This is a genomic window from Zunongwangia sp., from assembly GCF_048269745.1.
GTDB lineage: Bacteria > Bacteroidota > Bacteroidia > Flavobacteriales > Flavobacteriaceae > Zunongwangia.
In genome coordinates this window covers 243,727-268,475 of the sequence record NZ_JBLXIB010000004.1, presented here as the reverse complement: position 1 = coordinate 268,475, position 24,749 = coordinate 243,727, and the positions used below count along the sequence as shown (strand labels likewise).

The window sequence follows — 24,749 nt, the reverse complement described above, 5'->3', positions numbered from 1 at the left end:
TTGAAGCTTTTTCAAGAATACTAGTAAAATAGTACCTTGCGATTATGAAAGTTGATAATCTCAAGCAAGGATTCTACGGAATAGGTATTCAAAATGGAAAAACTCCAGAAAATTTAGGTGTTTTATGGCGATCAGCCCAAAATATGGGAGCAAGTTTTATTTTTACAATCGGAAATCGATATGCAAAGCAAGCTTGCGATACACATAAAGCCGTAGGAGCAATGCCCTATTTCCATTATGATACTTTTGATGATTTTTATGCTCACCTGCCCAAGGGAGCAATGCTAGTAGGAGTAGAATTAACTGAAGAAGCAACTGCTCTAGAAGAATTTAAGCATCCTAGACGGTGTGTATATTTATTAGGAGCAGAAGATCACGGCTTATCTAAAAAAGCAATCGAAAAATCTCATTTTTTAGTAAAATTCAGTTCTACTTTTAGTTTAAATGTTTCAGTTGCCGGAAGTATTGTTATGTACGATCGGAATGCGAAACAATTTTAACGATTTCTCATAAAATTTCAGCTTTAGTAATAGGTTGTTATGATAAATACCGAATAGTTTATAGAAAAAAGCGGTGCTTTTTCTAAATTAGCCATCCGTATATTTAAATTATAGATAAATGAATTTTATTTCAAAAGCAATGTGCTTTTTTATGCTTATAGGGGCTTTTAGCATATCTGCCACAGCACAAGAAAAAGTAAAAAGCAGTAACCAGTCAGAATTTAATGAATTTATGGATCGTTCGGGCAATAGGTACCGATCAGCATCCGGAGTTCCAGGTCCAGATTACTGGCAAAATGAAACCGATTATAAAATTAAGGCTACTCTAGATGATGAAAATCATACTTTAAGTGGAGAAATTACGCTTACTTATACAAATAACAGTCCTGATGCGCTTTCTTTTATTTGGCTTTATTTAGAGCAAAATCGCTTTACAGAGAATTCAAGAGGAACTTTAACTACTCCCATTGGAGGAAATCGTTATAACGGTGATACAGATGGAGGTTACGAGATTTCAAACTTAAAAGCAAAAACAAGAAGCAGTACTTCAACTAAACACATTATTACTGATACCCGTATGCAGGTTTGGTTTGATAAACCAATAAAACCAAATGGAGGAAAGGCAAAGGTATCGATGAATTTTGTATACAATATTCCTGTTAAAGGAATGGATAGAATGGGAAGACTAAAAGTTGAAGATGGAACTATTTATGCTATGGCACAATGGTATCCAAGAGCAGCAGTTTACGATGATGTTGAAGGTTGGAATGTTGAACCTTATTTAGGAGCCGGAGAATTCTATTTAGATTATGGGGATTACGATTATGAAATTACAGCACCTTACAATCATATTGTAGTAGGTTCAGGTAAACTAGAAAATGAGCGTCAAGTAATGTCTTCTGTTATGAGAGACCGAATGAAAAAGGCTAGAAATAGTAATGAAACGGTTTATATTGTAAAACCAGAAGAAGTAAACGATGCCTCTATACGTGCCAAGCAAGAAGGAACATTAACATGGCATTTTACTATGGAAAATACTAGAGATGTAGCCTTTGCTTCATCAAAAGCATTTATTTGGGATGCAGCAAAAATAAACTTACCTAGCGGAGAAGAAGCGTACGCACAGTCGGTTTATCCAAAAGAAAGTAACGGAAATAACGCTTGGGAGCGTTCTACTGAGTACACCAAAAATGCAATAGAAAATTACTCTAAAAAATGGTTTGAATACCCATACCCTGTAGCTACAAATGTTGCCGCAGAAATTGGTGGAATGGAATATCCAGGGCTAAGTTTTTGTAGTTGGGAAAGTACCGGAGCATCGTTATGGGGAGTAACCGACCATGAATTTGGGCATAACTGGTTTCCAATGATTGTAGGCTCTAATGAGAGACGATATGCATGGATGGATGAGGGGTTCAATACTTTTATAAATTATTATAGTACTAAAGAGTTTGGCGAATATCCAGCAAGTCTTAACCAAGTTCGTAACTTAACTAATTGGTTGAAAAGCTATAGTAGAGAAGGAATTGATACATATCCTGATGTAACTAATTTGCAAAATTTAGTAATGACAGCTTATTACAAACCAGCTGTTGGATTATTTATGTTACGAGAATATATTTTAGGACACGAAAGATTTGATAATGCATTTAAATCGTATATAAAAACTTGGGCTTATAAACATCCACAACCGTCAGACTTTTTCAACCATATGGAAAACGTAGCCGGTGAAAACTTATCTTGGTTCTTCGGAAACTGGTTTTACGGAAACGGAAATATAGATTTAGGGGTTAAGGAAATTGTGCCAACTAAAAACGGAAATGGGTTTATAGTTACCCTTGAAAATAAAGGAAGTGTTCCTATGCCTGTTCAATTAAGAATAACTTATCAAGATGGATCTAAAGAAGATGTACGCCTACCAGTGGAAATTTGGGAAAGAGGCAATACTTGGAGCCATTTGGTTAAAACTAATAAAAAACCAAAACAAATAGAAATCGATCCAAATAAAATGTTACCGGATGTTGATTATTCGAACGATATTTTGAAAGTGAATTCTACAGAAAACTAATAAATAGTGTCAATTAAAAAACCCGGAATTTCCGGGTTTTTTTAATACATTAAATGGAATTATTTATTTTGAAAAAGCCTACTAATCCTAGTAAAACATTTTTTTGGCTTCTATAAGTTTAGCAACTTTTTCTGGAACCATACGTTGCCATCCCTCTTTTTTGTTTACAATCATTTCATGAACTTTTCTGGAAGAAATATCCAAAGTTTCTTCGTCGTAATCAGTAATATCAATAATTCTATTATTCTGTTTAAAGAAATTAAATAAGCCTCGAGTGTTATTACTAACTCTTATATTTTTTGAAGTATATAGTTTCTTGGTTTCTTCATCTTGAATAGGATATAAATAAATATCTACATTTCTTGCGAAAAGCGAACCAAAAGCTTCTAAAATTCCACCGCTTAATTCTTTATAATATTTATCGTCAAAAATATCTATTAGAGTTTCACCTCCCATTGTAAGCCCTATTTTTTTATTAGTGTACTGGGCAAAATAATCTACAACTTTATAATATTCCTGAAAGTTAGAAATCATTACTGTATGTCCTAATGCACATAATAAATCAGCTCGGTGTAGAAAATCGGCTTCGTCAATTTTATCACCTTCAGCTTTTAAGTTGAAGAGAGTCATTTCAAAAATAACTTTAACATCGGCAGGGTCTAGCTCATGTTCTTTAGTAAATAACTCTAAAGATTTTTCATACATGCTAAGGTTTACTTTAGTTACCGGTCTAAAACTTCCACGGAGAGTTAGTATATTTTTCTTGTAAAGCATGTTAGCAGATAGCACGTTATTTCCCGAAGGCGAAAACATTACAGCATCTGTCATTCCTTTTTTTACAAGTTCCAAACTTATTAACCGGTTATCAACATCTTTAAAAGCAGGGCCAGTGAAATTTATAGTATCGATTTCTATTTTATCAAAACTTAAATGGTCGAACAAATGGTCGAGTAATAAAATAGGCTCATCATAGTAATAGTAAGCTCCGTAGATAAGATTTACTCCCATCATTCCAAGCGAAATTTGTTGTTTAGCAGCACTATTTTCATGTAGCTGCACATGCATAATAATTTCACTATATTCTTCTTTTGGGTGGGTTTGAAAGCGAATACCCATCCATCCGTGACCTTTATATTTTTTAGCCCAATCTATTGTAGCCACTGTATTGGCAAAACTAAAGAAAAGTTTGTTAGGATGTTTTAACCTAGAAATTCGTTTTTCAATTAATCCGGTCTCGTAAGCCATCATAGCTTTTAATCGCGGTTCGGTTACATATCGTTTAGCTGGTTCAGCTCCATAAATAGCATCACTAAAATCTTTATCGTAAGCACTCATGGTTTTTGCTATTGTTCCGGTAGGATTGGGAGCTTTAAAAAAGTTTCTCACCGTTTCTTGGCCGGCCCCAATTTCAGCAAAAGTTCCGTAAATATTCTCGTTTAGATTAATACGATACGCTTTATTTTGAATAGAAGTGGTATCCTTAAAATCTTTATCTCCTTTAACTTTAATAGGCATAAATTATGTATAACTATTCTAAGTTTTAAAATTACAATTATTATGAATAGTCTTCCATAAAACAATGTTAGATTTTAAAAACTTATCCGAAAACAACATTCTTTTATTTATAAATTATAATTTATAGATAGAATTTACGCTTAATCCCAAATTGAAATTTTAATTTAGCAAACCTAAGCTTTATAGAAATGCAAAAAATTTTATTTATAGTTTTTATCTGCTTGTATACTACAAGTAATGCTCAAAAATCATCTATTTTATTAGATCAAGAAACAAGTAATGCAGTACCTTATGCTACTGTTCAATATGGAGAAACGCAAGGAGTATTAACAAATGGAGATGGTGCTTTTACGTTACCGGAAAATATTGAAAATTCTGATACAATTACAATTTCCTCTCTCGGATATACTAACAAATCTTTTCTATTCAGTGAATTATCAGACACCTTATATATTTCTTCTTCTTCTATCGCTTTAGATGAAGTGTTTTTATCAGATAAAGAAGTAGATGCTAAGGTAATTATAGATCGTGTTATGGATAATGTTGATAAAAATTATGTGACTACTTTATCCAAGAAAAGATTCTTTTTAAGAAGTTCATTTAATGATAATATTAAAAAATTAGATGTAGATCTTGATAAAAGTACTTTTGAAGAAATTGATCAAGATTTTGTTGATAATATGGTTAGAAAGATCCCTAAGTATGTAGATAGTTATCGCGAATATTTAGGAGATATTTATGGGGATGATAAAGATCAGAAAATAGAACTAATTAAGGTTGCTAATTTATACAATCCTACTGAAGATGAAGCTTTTAATGACGTGATGAATACAATTGAGCGTATATTAAAAGAGAATTTAGGAGAGAATACTTACATAAAAGTGAAATCCGGGCTTATAGGTTTTAAAAGAGATCAAGAGGAAGTGATGAATAAAATTGATCCTGCCCAAATGACTCCGGAAGAAAGAGCTAAAGATAGTATTGAAAATCTTCAGAATAGAAAAGAATATGCTAATGAAAAAATAGAAAAAGCATTTAATCAGCTTTTCTGGAAACATGACTCGGAATTGGATGTTTTCCATAAAATTAGAAAATATAATTTTGAAATTGAAGGAGTTACTCAGTTTGGGGATGAAATGGCTTATGTAATTACTTTCTCTCCTAAGAAGAATGCAGATTATGCCGGAAAAATGTTTGTAAATGTTAACGATTTTGGAGTATATCGATTAGAATATCATAATGTACACGAATTAGGTTCTTTTAAATTATTTGGCGTTAGTAACAAGAACGAATTGAATACAGGGAAAATGATTTTTAAAAAGAATGACGATCAAAAATATACACCACAATACATCGAATTTAAAATAGCACACACTTTTGGTGTTGATAGGCCCTTCAAATTTTTAATCAAAAAAGGAAGCTGGATTTGGAATAAACGCTTAAAGGAAGTGAAAGTTCAGGTAGGTGCAATAGCAACAAATAGCTATAAAACACAAGTAGTAGTCTATGATGAGAATCCTATTTCTGAAGATACTTACGATGCTGTAACTCCTGATATTAATTTTGAATACAAAGAGTTTAATGAATTTAATCCTGATTTCTGGAAAGGTTTCAATATAATTGCTCCTAATCAGGCTATAAAAAGTTTTAGTTCTTTAGAAGAAGAGGAAGCTTCATCTGATAAATAGGTATAAAAAAGCCTTTAAAATTCTCAATTTTAAAGGCTTTTTTATTGATTTTAAATAGTAAACTTAAGCTTTATCAGTCGCTACTCGGTAGGTAGGATCTTCAATAATATTTACTTCAATAATTGCATCAGCATTACTTAATAATCTGCGGCAATCTTCACTTAAATGGCGTAAATGTAATTTTTTACCTTGTTTAGCATATCTTTCTGTCAATTTATTTACAGCTTCAATCCCCGACATGTCTACAATTCGGCTTTCAGAGAAATCAACAATAACTTCTTCCGGATCGTTTAAAACATCAAATTTTTCGTTGAATGCTGTAGTAGATCCAAAGAAAAGCGGACCATAAATTTCATAATGTTTTATCCCTTCAGAATCTATTCGTTTTCTAGCACGTATTCTTTTTGCATTATCCCATGCAAATACAAGGGCTGAAATAATAACACCTATTAATACCGCTAATGCCAAGTTATGAAGTACGATGGTTATAATTGTTACTATTAGCATAACGAAAATATCGTGTTTAGGCATTCTGTTGAAGGTTTTAAAACTAGCCCATTCAAAAGTACCAAATGCCACCATTATCATTACTCCAGTAAGTGCTGCCATTGGTAATAATTCGATTACCGGAGCACCTACTAAAATTATGGTCAATATGGTTAAAGAAGCAATAATCCCTGATAACCTAGCTCTTGATCCGGACGATAAATTAACTAAAGTTTGTGCTAACATTGGGCAGCCACCCATTCCGTAGAAAAAACCATTAGCAATATTTGCGGCTCCCTGAGCTACACATTCTTTATTGCTACGCCCGCGAGTACCTGTAATTTCATCGACTAAATTTAAAGTCAGTAATCCTTCCGTTAAACCAACAGCTGCCATTATTAACCCATAAGGCATAATAATTTTTAAGGTTTCAAAAGTTAGCGGAACTTGAGGAATATGGAAAGGAGGCAAAGTACCACTTACAGAAGCGATATCTTTTACTTGTCTTGTCTCTATGCCTAAAAAGTAAACCAAAGCAAATACAACAATAATAGCCACTAAAGAAGCAGGAACTGCTTTAGTTATTTTAGGGAGTATTAAAATAATAGCAATAGTTAAGGCTACTAAACCAAGCATAATTAGCATAGGCGAACCTGATAACCATTCTGTTTGACCATTGACTATGGTTTTAAACTGTTTTAACTGAGCTGAAAATATAATAACTGCCAGTCCGTTAACAAAGCCAAACATAACAGGCTGAGGTACTAAGCGAATAAATTTACCAAGCCTAAATAAACCAATTAATAATTGAAATACACCTGCTAATGCTACAGCAGCGAATACGTAATCTAATCCATGAGATTTCATTAATGCAATTAGAACTACCACAGTAGCTCCAGCACCACCGGAAACCAATCCTGGCCTACCACCTAAAACGGCAGTAATAATACCCATTATAAATGCAGCATACAAACCAACGAGAGGAGGAAAACCAGCCAAAATTGCAAATGATAATGATTCTGGAATCATAGTCATTGCTACTGTTAAACCTGCTAAAATTTCGGTCTTATAGTTTACTTTTTGTTTAAAATCAAATAAATTTAAAATTTGTTTCATGTTGAAAACCTGTCTTTTAAGGGAAATCGGGGATATAAAAGCCGCAAAATTAGATAAAATAATGGAATAGAAAAGTTATACGGCGCATTCTATGCAAGAATTAATATAATCGTAATTTGAATAAAAACATTTTAGTGTATTACCTAAATTTAAATACTTAAAATGTATATTTTATAGCTAAATTTATTAAAAGATTCTCCACTTCACGAGAACGTTTAAAAATTAGATACCTTTGCAAAAAAAATAGACTATGGCACATAAAGCAGGTTTTGTAAATATTATCGGAAATCCTAACGTAGGTAAATCAACTTTAATGAATGCTTTTGTTGGGGAGCGTTTATCAATTATCACTTCTAAAGCACAAACAACACGTCACCGTATTTTAGGAATTGTAAACGGAGAAGACTTTCAGGTAATGTTGAGTGATACTCCCGGTATAATTAAACCTGCCTACGAGTTACAGCAATCGATGATGGATTTTGTAAAGACCGCTTTCGAAGATGCTGATATTTTGATTTATATGGTCGAAATAGGGGAAAAAGAATTGAAGGATGAAGCCTTTTTTAACAAAATAATTCATAGTGAAATTCCTGTTTTATTATTATTAAATAAAATTGATAAATCTAATCAAGAGCAATTAGAATCTCAGGTTCAACTTTGGGCCAATAAAGTACCTAATGCTGAGATTTATCCGATTTCTGCTTTAGAAGGTTTTAATATTTCTGAAGTTTTTAATCGAATAGTAGAATTACTTCCGGAAAGTCCTGCATTTTATCCGAAAGATAGTCTAACTGATAAGCCCGAACGCTTTTTCGTGAATGAAATTATCAGGGAAAAAATCTTGATGCATTACAAAAAAGAAATTCCTTATTCTGTGGAGATTGATACAGAAGAATTTTTTGAAGAAGAAAAAATTATCAGGATGCGTAGCATAATTATGGTTGAGCGAGAAACTCAAAAAGGGATAATTATTGGACATAAGGGAAATGCTTTAAAAAGAGTAGGAGTTGAAGCACGAAAAGATTTAGAAAAATTCTTTGGAAAACAAGTGCATGTAGAACTATACGTAAAAGTTAATAAAAACTGGCGTAGCAACGAACGTCAATTAAAACGTTTCGGTTATTCTAGGGATTAAATCTAAGCAGCTATACACCCTTATTTTTCTTAAATTATGCTACTGTAAAAAGTAGTATATATTTATTTATTCTGAATGAAATCTTACAGAATATGAGTCCATTTTTAGCAATTTCAATAATTATTTTATTGGCCGCTGTTTTTGGGTATATCAATGTTAAGTTTTTAAAATTACCTACTACAATTGGTTTAATGCTAATAACCATTGTCTTTAGTTTGTCAGTTTTAGGAATTAGCTATTTTGATGATACTTTATTAAATATTGAAGAATATATAATAACAAAGCTCGATTTTAGAAGTTTATTATTAGATGTAATGTTAGGATTTTTATTATTTGCCGGTGCATTGCATACAAATTTTGAACAATTAAAAGTACAGCGTTGGCCTATTTTAGTTTTTGCAACTATAGGCGTATTAACATCTACATTTCTAATAGGAGGAATAATGTATTTTGTATTGCCTATTTTTGGTCTAAATGTAGACTTTATTTATTGTTTATTATTTGGAGCTTTAATATCGCCAACCGATCCTATTGCAGTTTTGGGAATTCTTAAAAAAGCTAATGCACCAAAAAATTTAGAAACAAAAATAGTAGGAGAATCACTTTTTAACGATGGAGTTGGAGTAGTGGTGTTTACTACAATTTTTAATATTGCTGAAAAAGGGAATCAGGAAGCTTCTTCGTTCGGTTATATTATGGAGTTATTTGGAACAGAAGTAATAGGAGGTATAGCACTTGGCTTAGCATTAGGATATATAACCTATTATTTAATGCGATCTATAGATGATTATGATACCGAGGTAATTATAACTTTAGCAGCTGTTATGATTGGTATAAGTATTGCTCAAAAACTACATTTATCGGCTCCTTTAGCAATGGTTGTAGCCGGTTTATTGGTAGGGAACGATACCGTTAGACAATCGGCTATGTCTGAAGTTACCGAAACCTATGTCGACAAATTTTGGGAGTTAATAGATATTTTACTTAACACGATACTTTTTGTTTTTATAGGTATGGAAGTGTTAGTACTAACATTTGATATAGAATATATTTTTGCTGGTTTATTAGCTATTCCAATTGTATTGGTTTGCCGTTATTTATCATTGCTTTTACCAATTCATTTTTTCGATAAGCGTTTAGGATTTGTTCCGAAAACGAATTTGATTATGACATGGGGCGGATTACGAGGAGGTATTTCAATAGCACTTTGTTTGGGCTTAACTCAAGACATGGAACGAGATTTATTTTTAGTGATAACTTATATATTGGTGATTTTTGCCATTTTGGTTCAGGGATTAACTGTTGGGAAATTGGTTAAGAAAACCCAATCACAACATCCTTAATGATAAAATTTATGCTATTCACTTAGAATACAAATAAAAAAAGGCTATCTAATTAGATAGCCTTTTTTTATTTGTAATAACTCTATGTTATGCTTCCATATATTCCTCTATAGGAGGGCATTTACACATTAAATTTCTATCTCCAAAAGCTTCATCTACACGACGGATGCTTGGCCAGAATTTATTATCAGCAATATACTCTAATGGGAACGCTGCTTTCTCGCGGCTATATGGTAAATTCCATTCGCTTGTGGTAAGCATATTAATAGTATGCGGTGCATTTTTCAAAACATTGTTAGTATCGTCTGCACTTAATTCTTCAATCTCTTTTCTTATAGAAATTAAAGCATTACAAAAACGATCTAATTCTGCTTTACTTTCACTTTCTGTAGGCTCAACCATTACTGTTCCTGCAACAGGAAACGATACTGTTGGTGCATGAAATCCGTAATCGATAAGACGTTTAGCAATATCGGTAACTTCAATGCCATTTTCTTTAAATGGTCTACAGTCTAAAATTAATTCGTGAGCGGCACGTCCATTTTCACCAGAGTATAAGGTTTTATAATGGTCTGAAAGACGTTCTTTAATATAATTTGCGTTAAGAATAGCGTGTTCGGTAGCTTTTTGTAATCCGCCAGTTCCCAGCATTTTAATATAACCATAGGAAATGAGACAAACTAAAGAAGATCCCCATGGGGCTGAAGAAATAGCACCAATCGCTTGTTCTCCCCCCGTTTTAATTATCGGATTTCCTGGTAAAAATGGTACTAGTTGTTTTGCAACACAAATAGGCCCAACACCTGGGCCGCCACCACCGTGAGGAATAGCAAAGGTTTTGTGAAGGTTTAAGTGACAAACATCAGCTCCAATATTTCCTGGATTAGTTAATCCAACTTGGGCATTCATGTTAGCACCATCCATATATACTTGTCCTCCATTATCATGAATGATCTGAGTAATTTCACGAATAGCCGATTCAAATACACCGTGTGTTGATGGATACGTAACCATTAAAGCAGCAAGGTTGTCCTTGTTCTCAATTGCTTTTTCTCTTAGGTCGTCAACATCTATATTTCCGTTTTCTGTAGCTTTGGTAACTATAACTTTCATTCCTGCCATTACAGCAGAAGCAGGGTTGGTACCGTGTGCAGAAGAAGGAATTAAACATACATTACGATGGCCTTCTCCACGAGATTCATGATAAGCTCTAATAACCATTAATCCTGCATATTCTCCCTGTGCACCAGAGTTTGGTTGTAAAGAAGTTGCAGAAAAACCTGTAATCTCGGTTAATTGATCCTCCAGTTCTTTAAGCAAAATTTGGTAACCTTCAGCCTGTTCTAGCGGAACAAATGGGTGAATATTTCCCCATTGCGGATTGCTAAGTGGTAGCATTTCTGAAGCTGCATTCAACTTCATTGTGCAAGATCCTAACGAAATCATCGAGTGGTTTAACGAAAGATCTTTACGCTCTAATTTTTTGATATAACGCATTAATTCGGTTTCTGAATGGTATGCGTTAAAAACTTCGTGAGTTAAAAAATCTGTTTTTCTTGAAACAGCTTCTGGTATAGCACTTACTTCTTTTAAAGCTGAAAGCGCTTCAGTTTCTTTATTAGCTACTTTAGCAAAAATTGAAACTACAGTATTTACATCTTCTGTAGTGGTTGTTTCGTTTAGAGCGATTACAACTGTTTCAGCATCTGGATAGTAGAAATTATATTCTTTAGCTTCCGCAGCCGCTTTTATTTTTTGAGCATCTGCTTTCACCTGTAGGGTGTCAAAATAAGCTGAGTTTACCTGTTTATAGCCTAATTTTTCTAATTGAAAAGCTAAGCTTGTCGTAGAATAATGAACGGTATTTGCAATATATTGTAATCCTTTTGGTCCGTGATATACCGCATACATTCCTGCCATTACGGCCAGTAAAACCTGAGCGGTACAAATATTTGAGGTTGCACGATCACGTTTTATATGTTGCTCTCTGGTTTGTAAGGCCATTCTTAATGCATGGTTACCATCGGCGTCTTTTGTTACCCCGATAATACGGCCAGGAAGATTTCTTTTGTAAGCTTCTTTGGTAGCAAAATATGCTGCGTGCGGCCCACCGTAACCTAATGGAATTCCAAAACGTTGTGTCGTGCCCACAACAACATCTACACCCAGCTCACCAGGAGCCTGTAGTTTTACTAAACTTAAAATATCTGCAGCTACGGCAACTTTTATGGAGTTTTCGTTACAATTATTTACAAAATCGGCATAATCGAAAATTTGTCCGTATTTTCCCGGATACTGTATTAAAGCTCCAAAAAACTCAGTCGAAAAATCAAATTTGGTATGATCCCCAATTACAATCTCGATGCCTAGAAACTCTGCTCGGGTTTTTATTAATGAGATGGTTTGTGGTAAAACCTCTTCAGAAACAAAAAACTTATTTACATCGTCTTTCTTTTGCTTGCGATCTCTAACCGCAAACAACAATGCCATAGCTTCTGCTGCTGCAGTAGATTCGTCTAAAAGAGAGGCATTAGCTATTTCCATTCCGGTAAGATCGCTTACCATGGTTTGAAAATTTAGTAAAGCTTCCAATCTTCCTTGAGCAATCTCAGCTTGATAAGGCGTATAAGCCGTATACCAACCCGGATTTTCTAAAATATTACGTTGTATTACAGCCGGTAAAATACCTTGGTTGTAACCCAACCCGATGTACGATTTAAAAATCTTGTTTTTAGCTGCTAATTTCCCAATGTGTTCAGCGTACTGATTTTCGCTAAGCGCTTTTGGTAAGTTTAAGGGCTGCTTTAAAAGAATATCGTTAGGGATTGTTTCGTAGATTAATTGCTCTAAACTATCAACACCGATAGTTTGTAACATCTCTGTAAGATTTTCTTCTTTAGGACCAATATGTCGAAGGGCAAAAGAATCTGTTCTCATTAAATAAATAGTTGTGTTTTTGATCTCGCGAAATTACATAATTTCGATGTAAATATTTAAAGATTAGATGATACACTTTTAAAGAATTTTTAACGTATTGGTGTTATATGCTTTAAGCTTTAGGTGGTTTGCTTAAATCGATAATCGGAATTTAATGATTTAAATTTTGGATGATGTTAATTTATTGATTATCAGCATAAAAAAATAATTACCTATTTTAGCCGTGTGAAATTGTTTAAAAATCTATTTGATCTTTATATCAACGGAAGTATCCATACCGGTTTAGCGGTTGTTTGCTTTACGTTGGTAACTTACTTAGAGCTTAATTTACCGGTGAATATTAATTTACTTTTATTCATTTTTTTTGGAACAATTACTAGTTATAATTTCGTGAAATACGCTAGTGTAGCAAAGTTGCATCATTCTAGCCTAACTGAGAATCTTAAAATTATACAGGTTTTTTCTTTTTTATGTTTTATAGCTTTAGCTTGGTTTACACTAAAACAGGATTATAAAACACTATTTGCCTCTTCAGTTTTAGGAATTCTAACTTTATTATATGCAACACCTGTTTTAAAAGGACAGCATAATTTAAGGAATATTGCGGGAATTAAAGTTTTTGTAATTGCAGTTACGGCTACAGGAACTGGAGTTTTATTGCCTTTATTACATCATTTTGAAATCTCACTTTCAGATAAAATTTTGATTATAATTCAGCGAATATTAATTCATGTAGTATTGATGCTTCCTTTCGAGATAAGAGATGTAAGGTTTGATCATCCTTCTCTAAAGACAATTCCGCAGACATTAGGTGTTTGGAATACAAAAATATTTGGAAGTGTATTAATGCTTTTTGCTGTACTTTTAGAATTACTAAAGACAGATTTTAACTTGGTTAATTTCTTGAGTATTTCTTTATTTTCAGTACTAACAATAGGTATGGTTGTTGCTTCTAAAAAAATACAACGTAATTACTACGCTTCTTTTTGGGTTGAAGCTGCACCAATTTTTTGGGTATTTATTTTGATTCTTCTGAATGAGATTTTTTAAGTTCTTCTTCAATAGCTTTGCGCCAACATTCTTTTTCTTCTGTAGAACAGCATTCTAATTTAGCCTTCTCAATAAGTTTGGTTAAGCGTGTATTACGCTCACTATATTCTCTACAACGAGGGCACTCTGCTAAATGCATTAAAAGTTGCATTTTTTCTTCTTTATCGGCTTCATTATACTGTCCTTTATCACAGCAGCATTCAGCCTTATCACACTCAATATATTTCTTTTCTTCTTGCATAGTTAAAACCAGTTTTTTTCCAAACAAGCTGCTAAAGCCGTTCTAGCTCTGTGGATTATTACCCATAAGTTAGACGGAGTAATATCAAATTCTTTACAAATTACATCGGTATCTATACCATCTATTGTTTTCATTTTAAAAATAGTGGCATGTTTAGGGTTTATTTTTTCCAAGCAATCCAAAATAGCTATACCCAGTTCGGTATTTTCCATTTCTTCTTCTGCGGTTTTATCAAATTGATCGGCAACTTGTTCTTCTAACCAATCTCCTTCGTTTTCCCCATCTCGATAATTGATATGAATTTCTGCTTGACCTTTTTTTGAATTTGTTTTGCGGTAATGATCGATTATTTTACGTTTAAGAATTGAGATAAGCCATGTTCGCTCACTCGCTTCTCCTTTAAAATTTTCCATTGATTTAAGACCGGCAAGAAAAGTTTCAGAAATAAGATCGTTGGCAACCTCACGATCGTTTACTCTTACAATAGTATAATTGAAGAGATAATCTGAGTATTTGTCTACCCACTTTGTAGGATCAATTGTATGCGTTGGCATCGTTATTTGTCGTGAGATTATCCGTCAAAAATAAGAAAACTTATTTATTCTGAATAATGATTAATATACTATGAAAATTTGATGGTTTTTATTCTTTAATCGAAATTAAAATTCAGGATCTCATACTCTTAATATTATATGAGATCCTGAATAGTATTCGGAATTACGATAATTTAATTACTTCGCAATTAGTCCCGCTCTTTTTAATAAAGCATCGGGTTTTGGCTCTTGTCCTCGGAAACGTTTATAAAGCGTCATAGGATGCTCGGTACCTCCCATAGAAAGAATATTATTTTTGAATTTATCGGCAACTTCTTTATTGAAAATTCCTTTTTCTTTAAAATATTCAAAAGCATCGGCATCTAGAACTTCTGCCCATTTATAGGAATAATATCCTGCAGAATATCCTCCTTGGAAAATATGAGAAAATGCGGTACTCATACAATTTTCAGGAACATCTGGATAGAGTTTTGTAGGCTCAAAAGCTTGTTTTTCGTGTGCTTTTACATCTTCGACTTTAGAAGGATTTATAGCATGCCAGCTTAAATCTAACATTCCGAAGCTTAATTGGCGAACCGTTTGCATTCCTTCCTGGAAGCTAGAGGATTCTTTTATTTTTTCAACCAATTCCATTGGGATAACTTCACCGGTTTTATAATGTTTCGCAAAAAGCTGTAAAGCTTCTTTTTCGTAACACCAATTTTCTAGAACCTGACTTGGTAACTCTACAAAATCCCAGTACACATTAGGTCCAGATAAACTTGGATACACGGTATTTGCTAACATACCGTGAAGCGCATGTCCAAATTCATGGAAAAGAGTCGTAACTTCATTAAATGTTAATAATGAAGGTTCCGATTTTGTCGGTTTCGTGAAATTACAAACGATAGACACATGCGGACGTTCTTCTTTTTCATTCTTTACAAATTGTGATTTGTACTCCGTCATCCAGGCACCGCCACGTTTTCCCGGTCTTGGGTGAAAATCGGCATAAAATAATGCGACATCTTTACCTTTTTCGTCGGTTACATTATACGTTTTTACATCAGGATGATATTTCTCTACTTTCTGAGTTTCGTTGAATTGAAGTCCGTATAATTTGCTCGCTACGGTGAAAACTCCGTCGATTACATTTTCTAATTTGAAATATGGTTTTAGCTTTTCATCATCCAAATTGAATAATTTCTGCTTTAATTTTTCACTATAGTAAGCCGAATCCCATTTTTCCAGTTGGTTGATACCATCTAATTCCTTCGCGAAATCTTCTAATTGTTTAAATTCTTTTTCGGCTGCAGGTTTGGCTTTTTCAAGAAGTTCATTCAAGAAACTATCTACTTTTTTAGGAGTTTCTGCCATTCGCTCTTGCAACACAAAATGTGCATGCGTATCAAAACCTAAAAGTTGTGCTCGCTGATACCTAAGTTTAACAATTTTAAGCACATTTTCTTGGTTATCAAGTTCATCTCCATGAAATCCTTTGGCACCAAAAGCCAATGCCATCTTTTTACGAAGCTCACGATTTTTCGCATACTTCATAAATGGAATGTAACTTGGGTAATCTAACGTGAAAATCCAACCTTCTTTCTCTTTAGATTCAGCTACCGCTTTTGCTTCTTCTTTAAAACTTTCCGGTAGACCGTCAAGATCTTTTTCGTCGGTGATTTGAAGCTCAAATTTATTAGTTTCAGCTAATACATTTTCACCAAAATTTAGACTTAAGGCAGCAAGTTGCTTATCGATTTCTCGTAAATCTTCTTGCTTTTCTTTTGGAAGATTAGCCCCATTTCTAGAGAAAGACTTGTATTTTTTATCTAAAAGCGTTTTTTGCTCAATCGTAAGATCTAGCTGATCTTTTTGGTCGTAAACCGATTTTACACGTTTAAATAAATCTTCATTTAAAATTATATCGTTGCTAAATTCAGATAATAATGGAGAAACTTCCTGAGCGATTTTTTGAATTTCTGTATCGGTTTCTGCAGAATTAAGGTTGAAGAAAATACTGGTTACACGGTCTAGTTTTTCTCCTGAAAATTCTAATTCCTCTATAGTATTCTGGAATGTTGGCTCAGTTGCTGCTGAAACAATTGCTTCAATTTCAGCTTTTGCTAGTTGTATGGCTTCGGTTATTGCAGGCTTAAAATGTTCCGTTTTAATTTCTGAAAAAGGAGCATAGTTAAAATCCTTTAATAATGGATTATCTCTATTCATATACATTCAATTTTTTCGAATTAATGAAGTACAAAGCCTAAGCCATAACTAAGATTAGTTACCTAATTTCAGGTTTTTAAGATTGATTGCCAGATTTGACGATTTTCAAAAAATTATTCAGACGAATTGGCAGATCTATTTGAGTTTAGATCACTATGTTATTAGAATAGAGAGTGGAGATACCAGAATATGGATTCTAGACTATTTATTCTGACTATTAAATGCTGTATGACAGTAGAATTAAGACTATTTAAAAAGTAGAAAATATATTTTGAATTAAAACTGAGAGTAAAGATTCAGGAATTAAGAAAGCTTATTGAGAATAACTGAATGGTAACTAAAAGAATATAAAATCAATGTAAATAATCTTGAATTTTTAGAGATAGCATAAATGAAAAAATGCTGAATTCAACATTTAGAATCCAGCATTTAATATTAAAGTTTTATTTCTATTTTTTCCTAATTTCTTCTGCGCCTTTAATTACTTTTTCTTTTAGGCCTTCTTTATACACCAATACTTTATCTTGAACACATTTATCGGAAGCACCAATAATTTGTGCAGCTAAAATACCCGCGTTTTTAGCTCCGTCTAGAGCAACTGTAGCAACAGGTACACCACCAGGCATTTGTAAAATAGAAAGTACAGAATCCCAACCATCGATAGAATTTCTAGATTTTACAGGAACTCCGATAACGGGTAGGGGAGAGAGTGAAGCAATCATTCCAGGGAGATGCGCTGCACCACCAGCACCAGCAATAATCACATTGATACCACGAGTATGAGCATTTTTTCCGTAGTCGAATAATTTTTCCGGAGTACGATGTGCAGATACAATATCTACTTCAACTTCAATATCAAATCCTCGTAAAATATCTACAGCTTCCTGCATTACCGGCAGATCGCTAGTACTTCCCATGATAATTCCTACTTTACTCATAATATATGCTTTTGTGCTTTTAGCTATCAGCTTTTTATGCTTTGTTAATAAATAATTGCTAGAAACTTTTTGATTAAACCCGATATCGCAAGCTTTCTAACTTCTGCTAATTACTTTAATTTCTGCTTTTACTTGTTCTGCAATTTTACGTGCTTCATCTATATCTTCGTTTACAATGGTAACATGTCCCATTTTTCTAAAAGGACGAGTTATTTTTTTTCCATAGATATGTGGTGTTACACCGTCCATCTTCATAATCTTATCGATATTCTTATAAACAACTTCACCTTCATAATCTTTATCTCCAACAAGGTTCACCATAATACCGCCTACTTTACTATCGGTATTTCCTAAAGGTAAATCTAGGATAGCGCGAATATGCTGTTCAAACTGATTAGTGTAACTGGCTTCGATACTATAATGCCCGCTATTATGTGGTCTTGGGGCAACTTCGTTTACTAAAATATCGTCATTTTCGGTTTGAAACATTTCTACCGCTAGAAGGCCTACATGTTCAAAAGCTTCAGAAACTTGTTGTGCAATTGCTCTGGCTTTTTTAGCAACATGGTTTTCTATTCTAGCCGGACAAATTACATATTCTACCTGGTTGGCAGTTGGATGAAATTCCATTTCTACAACAGGATAGGTCTTTGCCTCGCCACTTGGTGTTCTGGCAACAATTACAGAAAGTTCATTTTTAAAAGGAATCATATCTTCAGCAATACACTCGGCATCCGGTAGGTTTTTTAAAGCTTCGGCATCTTTAATTACTGAAACTCCTTTACCATCGTAACCACCGGTTGCACTTTTCCATACAAAAGGTAAGGTTCTCTGCCCAGATTCAACATCAGTAATAAGTGATTCGATTTTTTGATATACTTTAAAAGGAGCTGTAGGAATCTCTTTTTCAGTATAAAATTGCTTTTGAATAGCTTTATTCTGAATTTTTTCTAGCGTAGCAGCACTTGGATAGGTTTTAATACCTTCGTCTTGTAATTTTTTTAAGGCTTCGATGTTTACACCTTCAATCTCAAAGGTTAGTACATCTACTTTTCTTCCGAAGTTAACAACCGTATCAAAATCCATTAAATCGCCTTGTTCAAAATGATCACAAGCAATTCTGGAAGGCGCTTCGTTATTAGGATCTAAAACATAAGTTTGGATATCGTATTTACGAGTGTCGTAAAGCATCATTTTTCCTAACTGGCCGCCACCAAGGATTCCTAGTTTAAAATTTGAAGAAAAGTAATTAATCATATTTCGTGCTGTTTGTGCAAAAATAAATTTTTAAGGGAAATTGCCCTATTTATTCTTATAGAAATTGGTATAGAGGTGTAAATGAGATTGCTTATCTTTGCTTTCTTAAAATTTAAAATTTTGGTGAAACTACACGATCTTGTTTTTGAACCGTATATTAACGAGGATGAAATTAATAAAGCCATTGATAAAATTTCTAATCTGTTAAACAACGATTATAAAAATGAAACGCCTGTTTTTTTAAGTGTTCTAAACGGGTCTTTTATGTTTTCTTCAGAGATAATGAAGAAGTTTAATAGTGATTGCTCTATTCAATTTGTAAAATTATCTTCTTACGAAGGGACTTCTTCTAGTGGAGAGGTGCAAGAACTTATTGGTTTGAATGAAACTTTAGCGGGTAAAAATGTTGTAATTCTAGAAGATATTGTGGATACAGGCAATACTTTAAAAAAGTTAGACCGAATTTTAAAAGAAAAGAACGTGAAGAGCTATAAAATAGCAAGTCTTTTTTTAAAACCTGCAGTATATAAAGGTACTATTCCTATAGATTACATAGGCATAGAAATTCCTGATGAATTTATAGTAGGTTATGGGTTGGATTATGATGATTTAGGCAGAAATCTAACCTCAGTATATAGATTAAAATCATAAAAAAAATATCATGATAAATTTAGTACTCTTTGGCCCTCCTGGAGCGGGTAAAGGAACACAGGCTGATGTCTTAAAGGAAAAATATCAACTAGTACATATTTCAACCGGAGATGTTTTTCGATATAATATTAAGAATCAAACCGAATTAGGTGTTTCTGCAAAGGGATTTATAGATAAAGGTCAGCTAGTCCCTGATGAGGTAACTATTAAAATGTTAAAAGCTAAAGTAGAAGAAACTCCTGAAGCTAAAGGCTTTATTTTTGATGGTTTTCCAAGAACAGAAAATCAAGCGGATGCTTTAGCTGAATTACTTGAAAGTAAAGGAACAACTGTTAATGCAATGGTTGCACTTGAAGTTGATGATGAAGTTTTGGTAAAACGTTTGTTAGAAAGAGGGAAAACTTCAGGTAGAAAAGATGATGCTAATGAAGCTGTTATTAGAAATCGTATAAAAGTTTATTACGATGAAACAGCCATTTTAAAGCAATATTATAAAAAACAAGATAAGTATTACGGGATTGATGGAGTAGGTTCGGTTGAAGAAATTACCGAAAGAATTAGTCAAGTAATCGATAAATTATAATTCTAAAATAGGTAATGAGAGAAGGAAATTTTATAGACTACGTTAAATTACATGTTTCTTCAGGAAAAGGAGGTTCTGGATCTTCGCATTTACACCGTGAAAAATATGTAGAGAAAGGCGGTCCTGATGGAGGTGATGGTGGACGAGGAGGACACGTTATTTTGCGTGGAAATAAAAACCTTTGGACATTATTTGAATTTAGTTTTAAAAGACACGTTAAAGCTGAACATGGTGGAAACGGGAGTAAGCAACGAAGTTCTGGATCTGATGGTCGAGATGAAATTGTAGACGTGCCTTTAGGGACGGTAATTAGAGATACCGAAACTGAAGAGATTATAGATGAAATTACCGAAGACGGGCAAGAAATAATAATTGCTGAAGGAGGTATGGGCGGCCGAGGAAATTGGCATTTTAAAAGCTCAACCAACCAAACACCTCGATACTCACAACCGGGTATCGATGGGGAAGAATTAGATATTACTTTAGAGCTTAAAGTTTTAGCCGATGTAGGTTTAGTAGGTTTCCCGAATGCAGGAAAATCTACTTTACTCTCGGTAATTACGGCAGCAAAACCAAAAATAGCTAATTATGAGTTTACAACTTTAAAACCTAATTTAGGTATTGTAAAGTACCGTGATTTTAAAACTTTTGTAGTTGCCGATATTCCTGGAATAATTGAAGGTGCTGCAGAAGGTAAAGGCTTAGGTTACCGTTTTTTAAGACATATTGAACGAAATTCAACGCTTTTATTTTTAATACCTGCAGATGCAGACGATATTGCTAAGCAGTACGAAATTTTAGTGGATGAACTTCGGCGCTATAATCCGGAAATGCTCGATAAAGATCGCTTGATTGCTATTTCTAAAACAGATATGTTAGATGATGAATTAAAAGCTGAACTAAAAGCCGAGTTAGATGAAAATTTGCCAGTACCATATCTTTTAATTTCTTCAGTTGCTCAACAAGGCTTAACCGAGCTTAAAGATAAGCTTTGGGAAATGTTGAATAAAAATCCTGATAATAAGTAATTATTATTAATACCATTCATCAGTTTTTATAGTTTTTTTAAAGCAAAAAGAAATTGATTTTTAGTAGTTTTAATAGAATTTAAACTGAAATTGTATAAAATCGATTTCAGTTTTTTTTAGTTCTAATTTAAAATAATTAATATGAAAGTTGCACTAAAACTTTTTCTGATAGGAATATTGTTAACTTCATGTAATGCTCCTAAAGTAGTATATGATTTTGATTCGAATGTTAATTTTGAAGAATACCAATCTTATCAGCTGTTTCCGGATTTTAAAACCGGTTTAAGTCAGTTAGATGATAAGCGAATTATAAATAGTCTTTCTGTGAATATGCAAAAAAAAGGATTTCAAATTTCAGAAAGTAATCCTGATATGTATGTGAATGTTTATACTGAAGAATTTCAGGAGCAAAATCCAAATTCGATAGGAGTTGGAGTAGGAGGTGGAGGTAATGTAGGTTTTGGCATTTCAGGAGGTATTCCGATAGGAGGCCCAAAAGACTATATGCATATTATAATCGATTTTATAGATGTAAAACAAGATGCACTTATTTGGAAAGCCGAAATAGATACTAAGTTTAATAAGAATGCTAATCCAGAAACTCGCCAGAAACTTTTCGATAAAGTAATAACTAAAGCTTTAACTAAATATCCTCCCGAAAAATAAATGGTGAAAGTATTGATTTTAGCTTGTAATTCTTTACAATTAATTACTAGTCCTTTTAGTTTAAAAGCTACTTCTATTGAAATTTATATGTCAAAATTTATTGATTTTGGATTATCTATTCTTCTGAATGGAAATAGTTAGTTGTTATTTAAATTTATAATCATAAAAAAAGCTCCGATTTTAATCGGAGCTTTTTAATTTATAAGAAGAAGTTGAATTATTCTTTAACTACTTCTTTCATTGTAGAAAAAGTAATTACACTTCTACGGTTTTTAGCATATTCAGCTTCTGTACAGCCAGTAGCTTTTGTACAGTCGTTTACTGGTCTAGATTCTCCAAAACCTTTAGTGGTAATGTCGTTAGCGTTTATTCCGTTTTCAACTAAATACGCTTTTGTAGCATCTGCTCTACGTTGCGATAATTTTAAGTTATATTCAGCGCTACCTCTAGCATCTGCATGGGACGCAATTTCGATTTCCGTTGCTTCATTGTTTTTTAGAATATCGATAACCTTATCTAACACTTCTTGATACTCAGGAGTAACTTCAGATTTATCGAATCCGAAGTAAATTTTATTCTCATGAGGAATATCAATTTGTGTTGTTTCTTTCACATATTCTTTACGTGTAAATGAGTAAAGATTGTCGTTACCACTTCTGTTAGAGGTTACAAAACCTTTGTCTTCATTTTCTTTAATAATGAATGCAAAATCATCGTAAGCACTGTTAATAGAGTTTCCTAAGTTTTCTGCTTCCGAATAATTTCCTTCAGATTTATAAACATCTAAGTTACCATATCCTATATGTCCATCTGATGCAAAATATAGCACACCATCTGAAGCTATAAAAGGAAATTGTTCTCTGTGCTCGGTATTAATACCTTCTAGATTTGTAGGAGTACCGAAAGTTCCATCTTCGTTTACATCTACAACGTAGATATCAAAAGAACCTTTACCACCTGGCATATCACTAGAGAAAAATAATTGACGTCCATTTTTGCTTAAGCTAGGGTGTTCAGTAGAATATTCTTCACTAGTAAACGGAAGTGCTTCTACATTTGTCCATTCTCCGTCAACTAATTCAGCACGATAAATTCTGATATTTGCAACTTTATCACCTTCTTCAGTTTTAAATCTTTTTTCGTTAGTTCTATCAAAATACATAACGGTACCATCTTCGTTAAAAGTAGCAGAGCTTTCGTGCTCATCCGTATTGATATTGTCTGAAAAAAGAACAATGTCAGTAATTTCACCGTCGCTATTAATTGTTCCCTCGTAAAGGTCTAGTGTCGGTTTTTCATTCCATGGATAAATTGGTCGCTCTGTGTTTCGAGTTGAAGCGAAAGCAACCTTATTGTCTCCAAAATAGCTAATTCCAAAGTCGGAAGAAGCAGCTCTTGCTCCAGGAACTTCTTCTGTTTCGTAAATGAAAAGATTACTAGAATCGATCACTGTTTTTTCGAATTCAGAAAAATCTACGTCTTTATCGTAGTATGATGCAAAATATTTATCGGCATCTTCGTTTTGTCCTGTTGCTCTAAGTGCGTGTGCAAATCGAAATTCGTATTCTGGAGCTACATTTTCTTCATGTCTTAGAAAAAGCAACCGATATGTTTCGGCTGCATTTTTCATCTGATTTGTATAGAAATACGCATCTCCAAGATTTTGAAGTACTTCTTGATTTTTATCAACTACGTTTTCGTAGGTATCTGCTGCTTCAATGTAAGCACGCTTTTCGAAAAGCTTGTCGGCTTTCCGAATTTCGGAACGTTGTCCGAAAGCGGTTATACTTACAAGAAGTATAAATAATGTACTATATATGTTTTTCATATTAATCGTTTTTAGAAGAATCTAGGAGACTTGTCGTATCCCTTTTTTAAACCGAATAAATCTAGATCGAAGAGTACCATGATTTCATGAGAACCGTCGTTGTAATTTCTAAAATCTGTTGTGGTATAATCATACGCATATCCAACACGAAGTTGTGGTGTGATTTTAAAATTCACCATTCCGGTAACAGATTCATCAAATCTATATCCTAACCCTGCTTCTAAACGATCGTATAATAATACGTTTGCTGTAACGTCTACAGATACTGGAGAATTTTCAACCGCTCTAGCCATAAATGCAGGTTTAAGTTTTACATCGCTGCTAAGGTCAAATACATATCCACCGGTTAGATAGCCGTGAATTTGTTCTTTACCAAAACCTTCAATATCATCTCTATCAATATGTTTGGCGGTAAAGAAGTTAGGAGTAGAAAGTCCTAAATAGTAATTTTCTCCAAACCAGTATACACCGGCACCAAAAGCTGGATAAGAATCGCTAATATTTTCAAAAGCAAAATCACTTTGATCTATATTCTTGGTGTTTTGATCGAAAGTGGTAACCCCCGCTTTTACACCAAATGATAATTTGCTTGAAGGACCAACTGGTATTATATATGCGAAATCAGCAGTGATGTTATTTTCTTTTTGCCATCCATCACCAATTTCATCGTGAACAACAGTTAAACCAACTTCTATACGTTCGCTAATGGGAGTGTGAGCAAAAAAGTTAACGGTGTTTGGTGCACCTTCTACTCCTGCCCATTGCGATCTATAGATACCTCCTAATCGTAACATACCAGGATCATCTGTTGCATAGGCTGGGTTTACTACACTCATGTTATACATGTATTGAGTAAACACCGGATCTTGTTGAGCTATACCCTTAATCGAAATTAAGAGTATACCTGCCAAGATTAAATATTTTGTGATTGTATTTTTCATTTCTTTCTATTGTTTT

General features: G+C 33.4%; 20 protein-coding genes. 10 read left to right on the top strand and 10 right to left on the bottom strand.

What is annotated here, in order from left to right:
- Positions 1–44: 44 nt before the first annotated feature.
- On the top strand, positions 45–500 hold the full coding sequence (locus tag ACN0WI_RS07400) for an RNA methyltransferase (RefSeq protein ID WP_417886019.1): 456 nt from the start codon (positions 45–47) through the stop codon (positions 498–500).
- A gap of 118 nt (positions 501–618) precedes the next feature.
- Positions 619–2,568 (top strand): M1 family metallopeptidase, encoded by a 1,950-nt coding sequence (locus ACN0WI_RS07395; protein WP_417886018.1) that lies wholly within the window; start codon positions 619–621, stop codon positions 2,566–2,568.
- Between the two features lie 87 nt (positions 2,569–2,655).
- On the opposite strand, the gene ACN0WI_RS07390 is transcribed toward ACN0WI_RS07395, so the two are convergent.
- Positions 2,656–4,083, bottom strand: a complete 1,428-nt coding sequence (locus ACN0WI_RS07390) for a TonB-dependent receptor (protein ID WP_417886017.1) — start codon at positions 4,081–4,083, stop codon at positions 2,656–2,658.
- A 188-nt stretch (positions 4,084–4,271) separates the two neighbouring features.
- Between ACN0WI_RS07390 and ACN0WI_RS07385 the strand changes: the two genes are divergently transcribed.
- Entirely contained in the window at positions 4,272–5,771 is a 1,500-nt protein-coding gene (locus ACN0WI_RS07385) for a carboxypeptidase-like regulatory domain-containing protein (RefSeq protein WP_417886016.1), read from the top strand.
- 63 nt (positions 5,772–5,834) lie between these two features.
- On the opposite strand, the gene ACN0WI_RS07380 is transcribed toward ACN0WI_RS07385, so the two are convergent.
- Positions 5,835–7,373 carry a SulP family inorganic anion transporter gene (locus ACN0WI_RS07380; RefSeq protein WP_417886015.1) on the bottom strand — a complete coding sequence of 513 codons (1,539 nt, stop codon included), beginning with the start codon at positions 7,371–7,373 and terminating at the stop codon, positions 5,835–5,837.
- Positions 7,374–7,623: 250 nt separating this feature from the next.
- Between ACN0WI_RS07380 and era the strand changes: the two genes are divergently transcribed.
- Together era and ACN0WI_RS07370 are read left to right on the top strand one after the other, a co-directional pair.
- Positions 7,624–8,508: a GTPase Era gene (gene era, locus ACN0WI_RS07375; protein ID WP_417886014.1), complete on the top strand. Its 885-nt coding sequence runs from the start codon at positions 7,624–7,626 to the stop codon at positions 8,506–8,508.
- Between the two features lie 92 nt (positions 8,509–8,600).
- The gene (locus tag ACN0WI_RS07370) at positions 8,601–9,851 is read left to right on the top strand and encodes a cation:proton antiporter (RefSeq protein WP_417886013.1); all 1,251 of its coding nucleotides are present in this window, start codon (positions 8,601–8,603) and stop codon (positions 9,849–9,851) included.
- 87 nt (positions 9,852–9,938) lie between these two features.
- Here ACN0WI_RS07370 and gcvP read toward each other — a convergent pair whose 3' ends face one another.
- Complete coding sequence (gene gcvP, locus ACN0WI_RS07365) at positions 9,939–12,788, bottom strand: aminomethyl-transferring glycine dehydrogenase (RefSeq protein WP_417886012.1); 2,850 nt, start codon at positions 12,786–12,788, stop codon at positions 9,939–9,941.
- A 225-nt stretch (positions 12,789–13,013) separates the two neighbouring features.
- On the opposite strand from gcvP, the gene ACN0WI_RS07360 reads away from it, so the two are divergent.
- On the top strand, positions 13,014–13,838 hold the full coding sequence (locus ACN0WI_RS07360) for a hypothetical protein (protein WP_417886011.1): 825 nt from the start codon (positions 13,014–13,016) through the stop codon (positions 13,836–13,838).
- Here ACN0WI_RS07360 and ACN0WI_RS07355 read toward each other — a convergent pair.
- The 5 genes from ACN0WI_RS07355 to ACN0WI_RS07335 form a co-directional block, all read right to left on the bottom strand.
- Positions 13,807–14,079: a zf-HC2 domain-containing protein gene (locus ACN0WI_RS07355; protein WP_417886010.1), complete on the bottom strand. Its 273-nt coding sequence runs from the start codon at positions 14,077–14,079 to the stop codon at positions 13,807–13,809. The genes ACN0WI_RS07360 and ACN0WI_RS07355 overlap by 32 nt on opposite strands.
- A 2-nt stretch (positions 14,080–14,081) precedes the next feature.
- On the bottom strand, positions 14,082–14,633 hold the full coding sequence (locus ACN0WI_RS07350) for a sigma-70 family RNA polymerase sigma factor (protein WP_417886009.1): 552 nt from the start codon (positions 14,631–14,633) through the stop codon (positions 14,082–14,084).
- Between the two features lie 177 nt (positions 14,634–14,810).
- Complete coding sequence (locus ACN0WI_RS07345; RefSeq protein ID WP_417886008.1) at positions 14,811–16,841, bottom strand: M3 family metallopeptidase; 2,031 nt, start codon at positions 16,839–16,841, stop codon at positions 14,811–14,813.
- A 449-nt stretch (positions 16,842–17,290) separates the two neighbouring features.
- Entirely contained in the window at positions 17,291–17,779 is a 489-nt protein-coding gene (purE, locus tag ACN0WI_RS07340; RefSeq protein WP_417886007.1) for a 5-(carboxyamino)imidazole ribonucleotide mutase, read from the bottom strand.
- 96 nt (positions 17,780–17,875) lie between these two features.
- Positions 17,876–19,036, bottom strand: coding sequence for a 5-(carboxyamino)imidazole ribonucleotide synthase (locus tag ACN0WI_RS07335; RefSeq protein WP_417886006.1), 1,161 nt, complete (start codon positions 19,034–19,036; stop codon positions 17,876–17,878).
- Between the two features lie 123 nt (positions 19,037–19,159).
- Here ACN0WI_RS07335 and hpt point away from each other — a divergent pair, with 123 nt between their 5' ends.
- The 4 genes from hpt to ACN0WI_RS07315 all read left to right on the top strand — a co-directional run bounded on the left by hpt (position 19,160) and on the right by ACN0WI_RS07315 (position 21,964).
- Positions 19,160–19,687 carry a hypoxanthine phosphoribosyltransferase gene (hpt, locus tag ACN0WI_RS07330; protein ID WP_417886063.1) on the top strand — a complete coding sequence of 176 codons (528 nt, stop codon included), beginning with the start codon at positions 19,160–19,162 and terminating at the stop codon, positions 19,685–19,687.
- A gap of 10 nt (positions 19,688–19,697) precedes the next feature.
- The gene (locus ACN0WI_RS07325) at positions 19,698–20,270 is read left to right on the top strand and encodes an adenylate kinase (protein WP_417886005.1); all 573 of its coding nucleotides are present in this window, start codon (positions 19,698–19,700) and stop codon (positions 20,268–20,270) included.
- Positions 20,271–20,284: 14 nt separating this feature from the next.
- Complete coding sequence (gene obgE / locus ACN0WI_RS07320; RefSeq protein ID WP_417886004.1) at positions 20,285–21,298, top strand: GTPase ObgE; 1,014 nt, start codon at positions 20,285–20,287, stop codon at positions 21,296–21,298.
- 141 nt (positions 21,299–21,439) lie between these two features.
- Entirely contained in the window at positions 21,440–21,964 is a 525-nt protein-coding gene (locus tag ACN0WI_RS07315; RefSeq protein ID WP_417886003.1) for a DUF4136 domain-containing protein, read from the top strand.
- Between the two features lie 217 nt (positions 21,965–22,181).
- On the opposite strand, the gene ACN0WI_RS07310 is transcribed toward ACN0WI_RS07315, so the two are convergent.
- Both ACN0WI_RS07310 and ACN0WI_RS07305 read right to left on the bottom strand, forming a co-directional pair.
- Positions 22,182–23,792, bottom strand: coding sequence for an OmpA family protein (locus tag ACN0WI_RS07310; protein WP_417886002.1), 1,611 nt, complete (start codon positions 23,790–23,792; stop codon positions 22,182–22,184).
- Between the two features lie 11 nt (positions 23,793–23,803).
- Positions 23,804–24,733: a type IX secretion system membrane protein PorP/SprF gene (locus ACN0WI_RS07305; RefSeq protein ID WP_417886001.1), complete on the bottom strand. Its 930-nt coding sequence runs from the start codon at positions 24,731–24,733 to the stop codon at positions 23,804–23,806.
- Positions 24,734–24,749 lie beyond the last annotated feature (16 nt).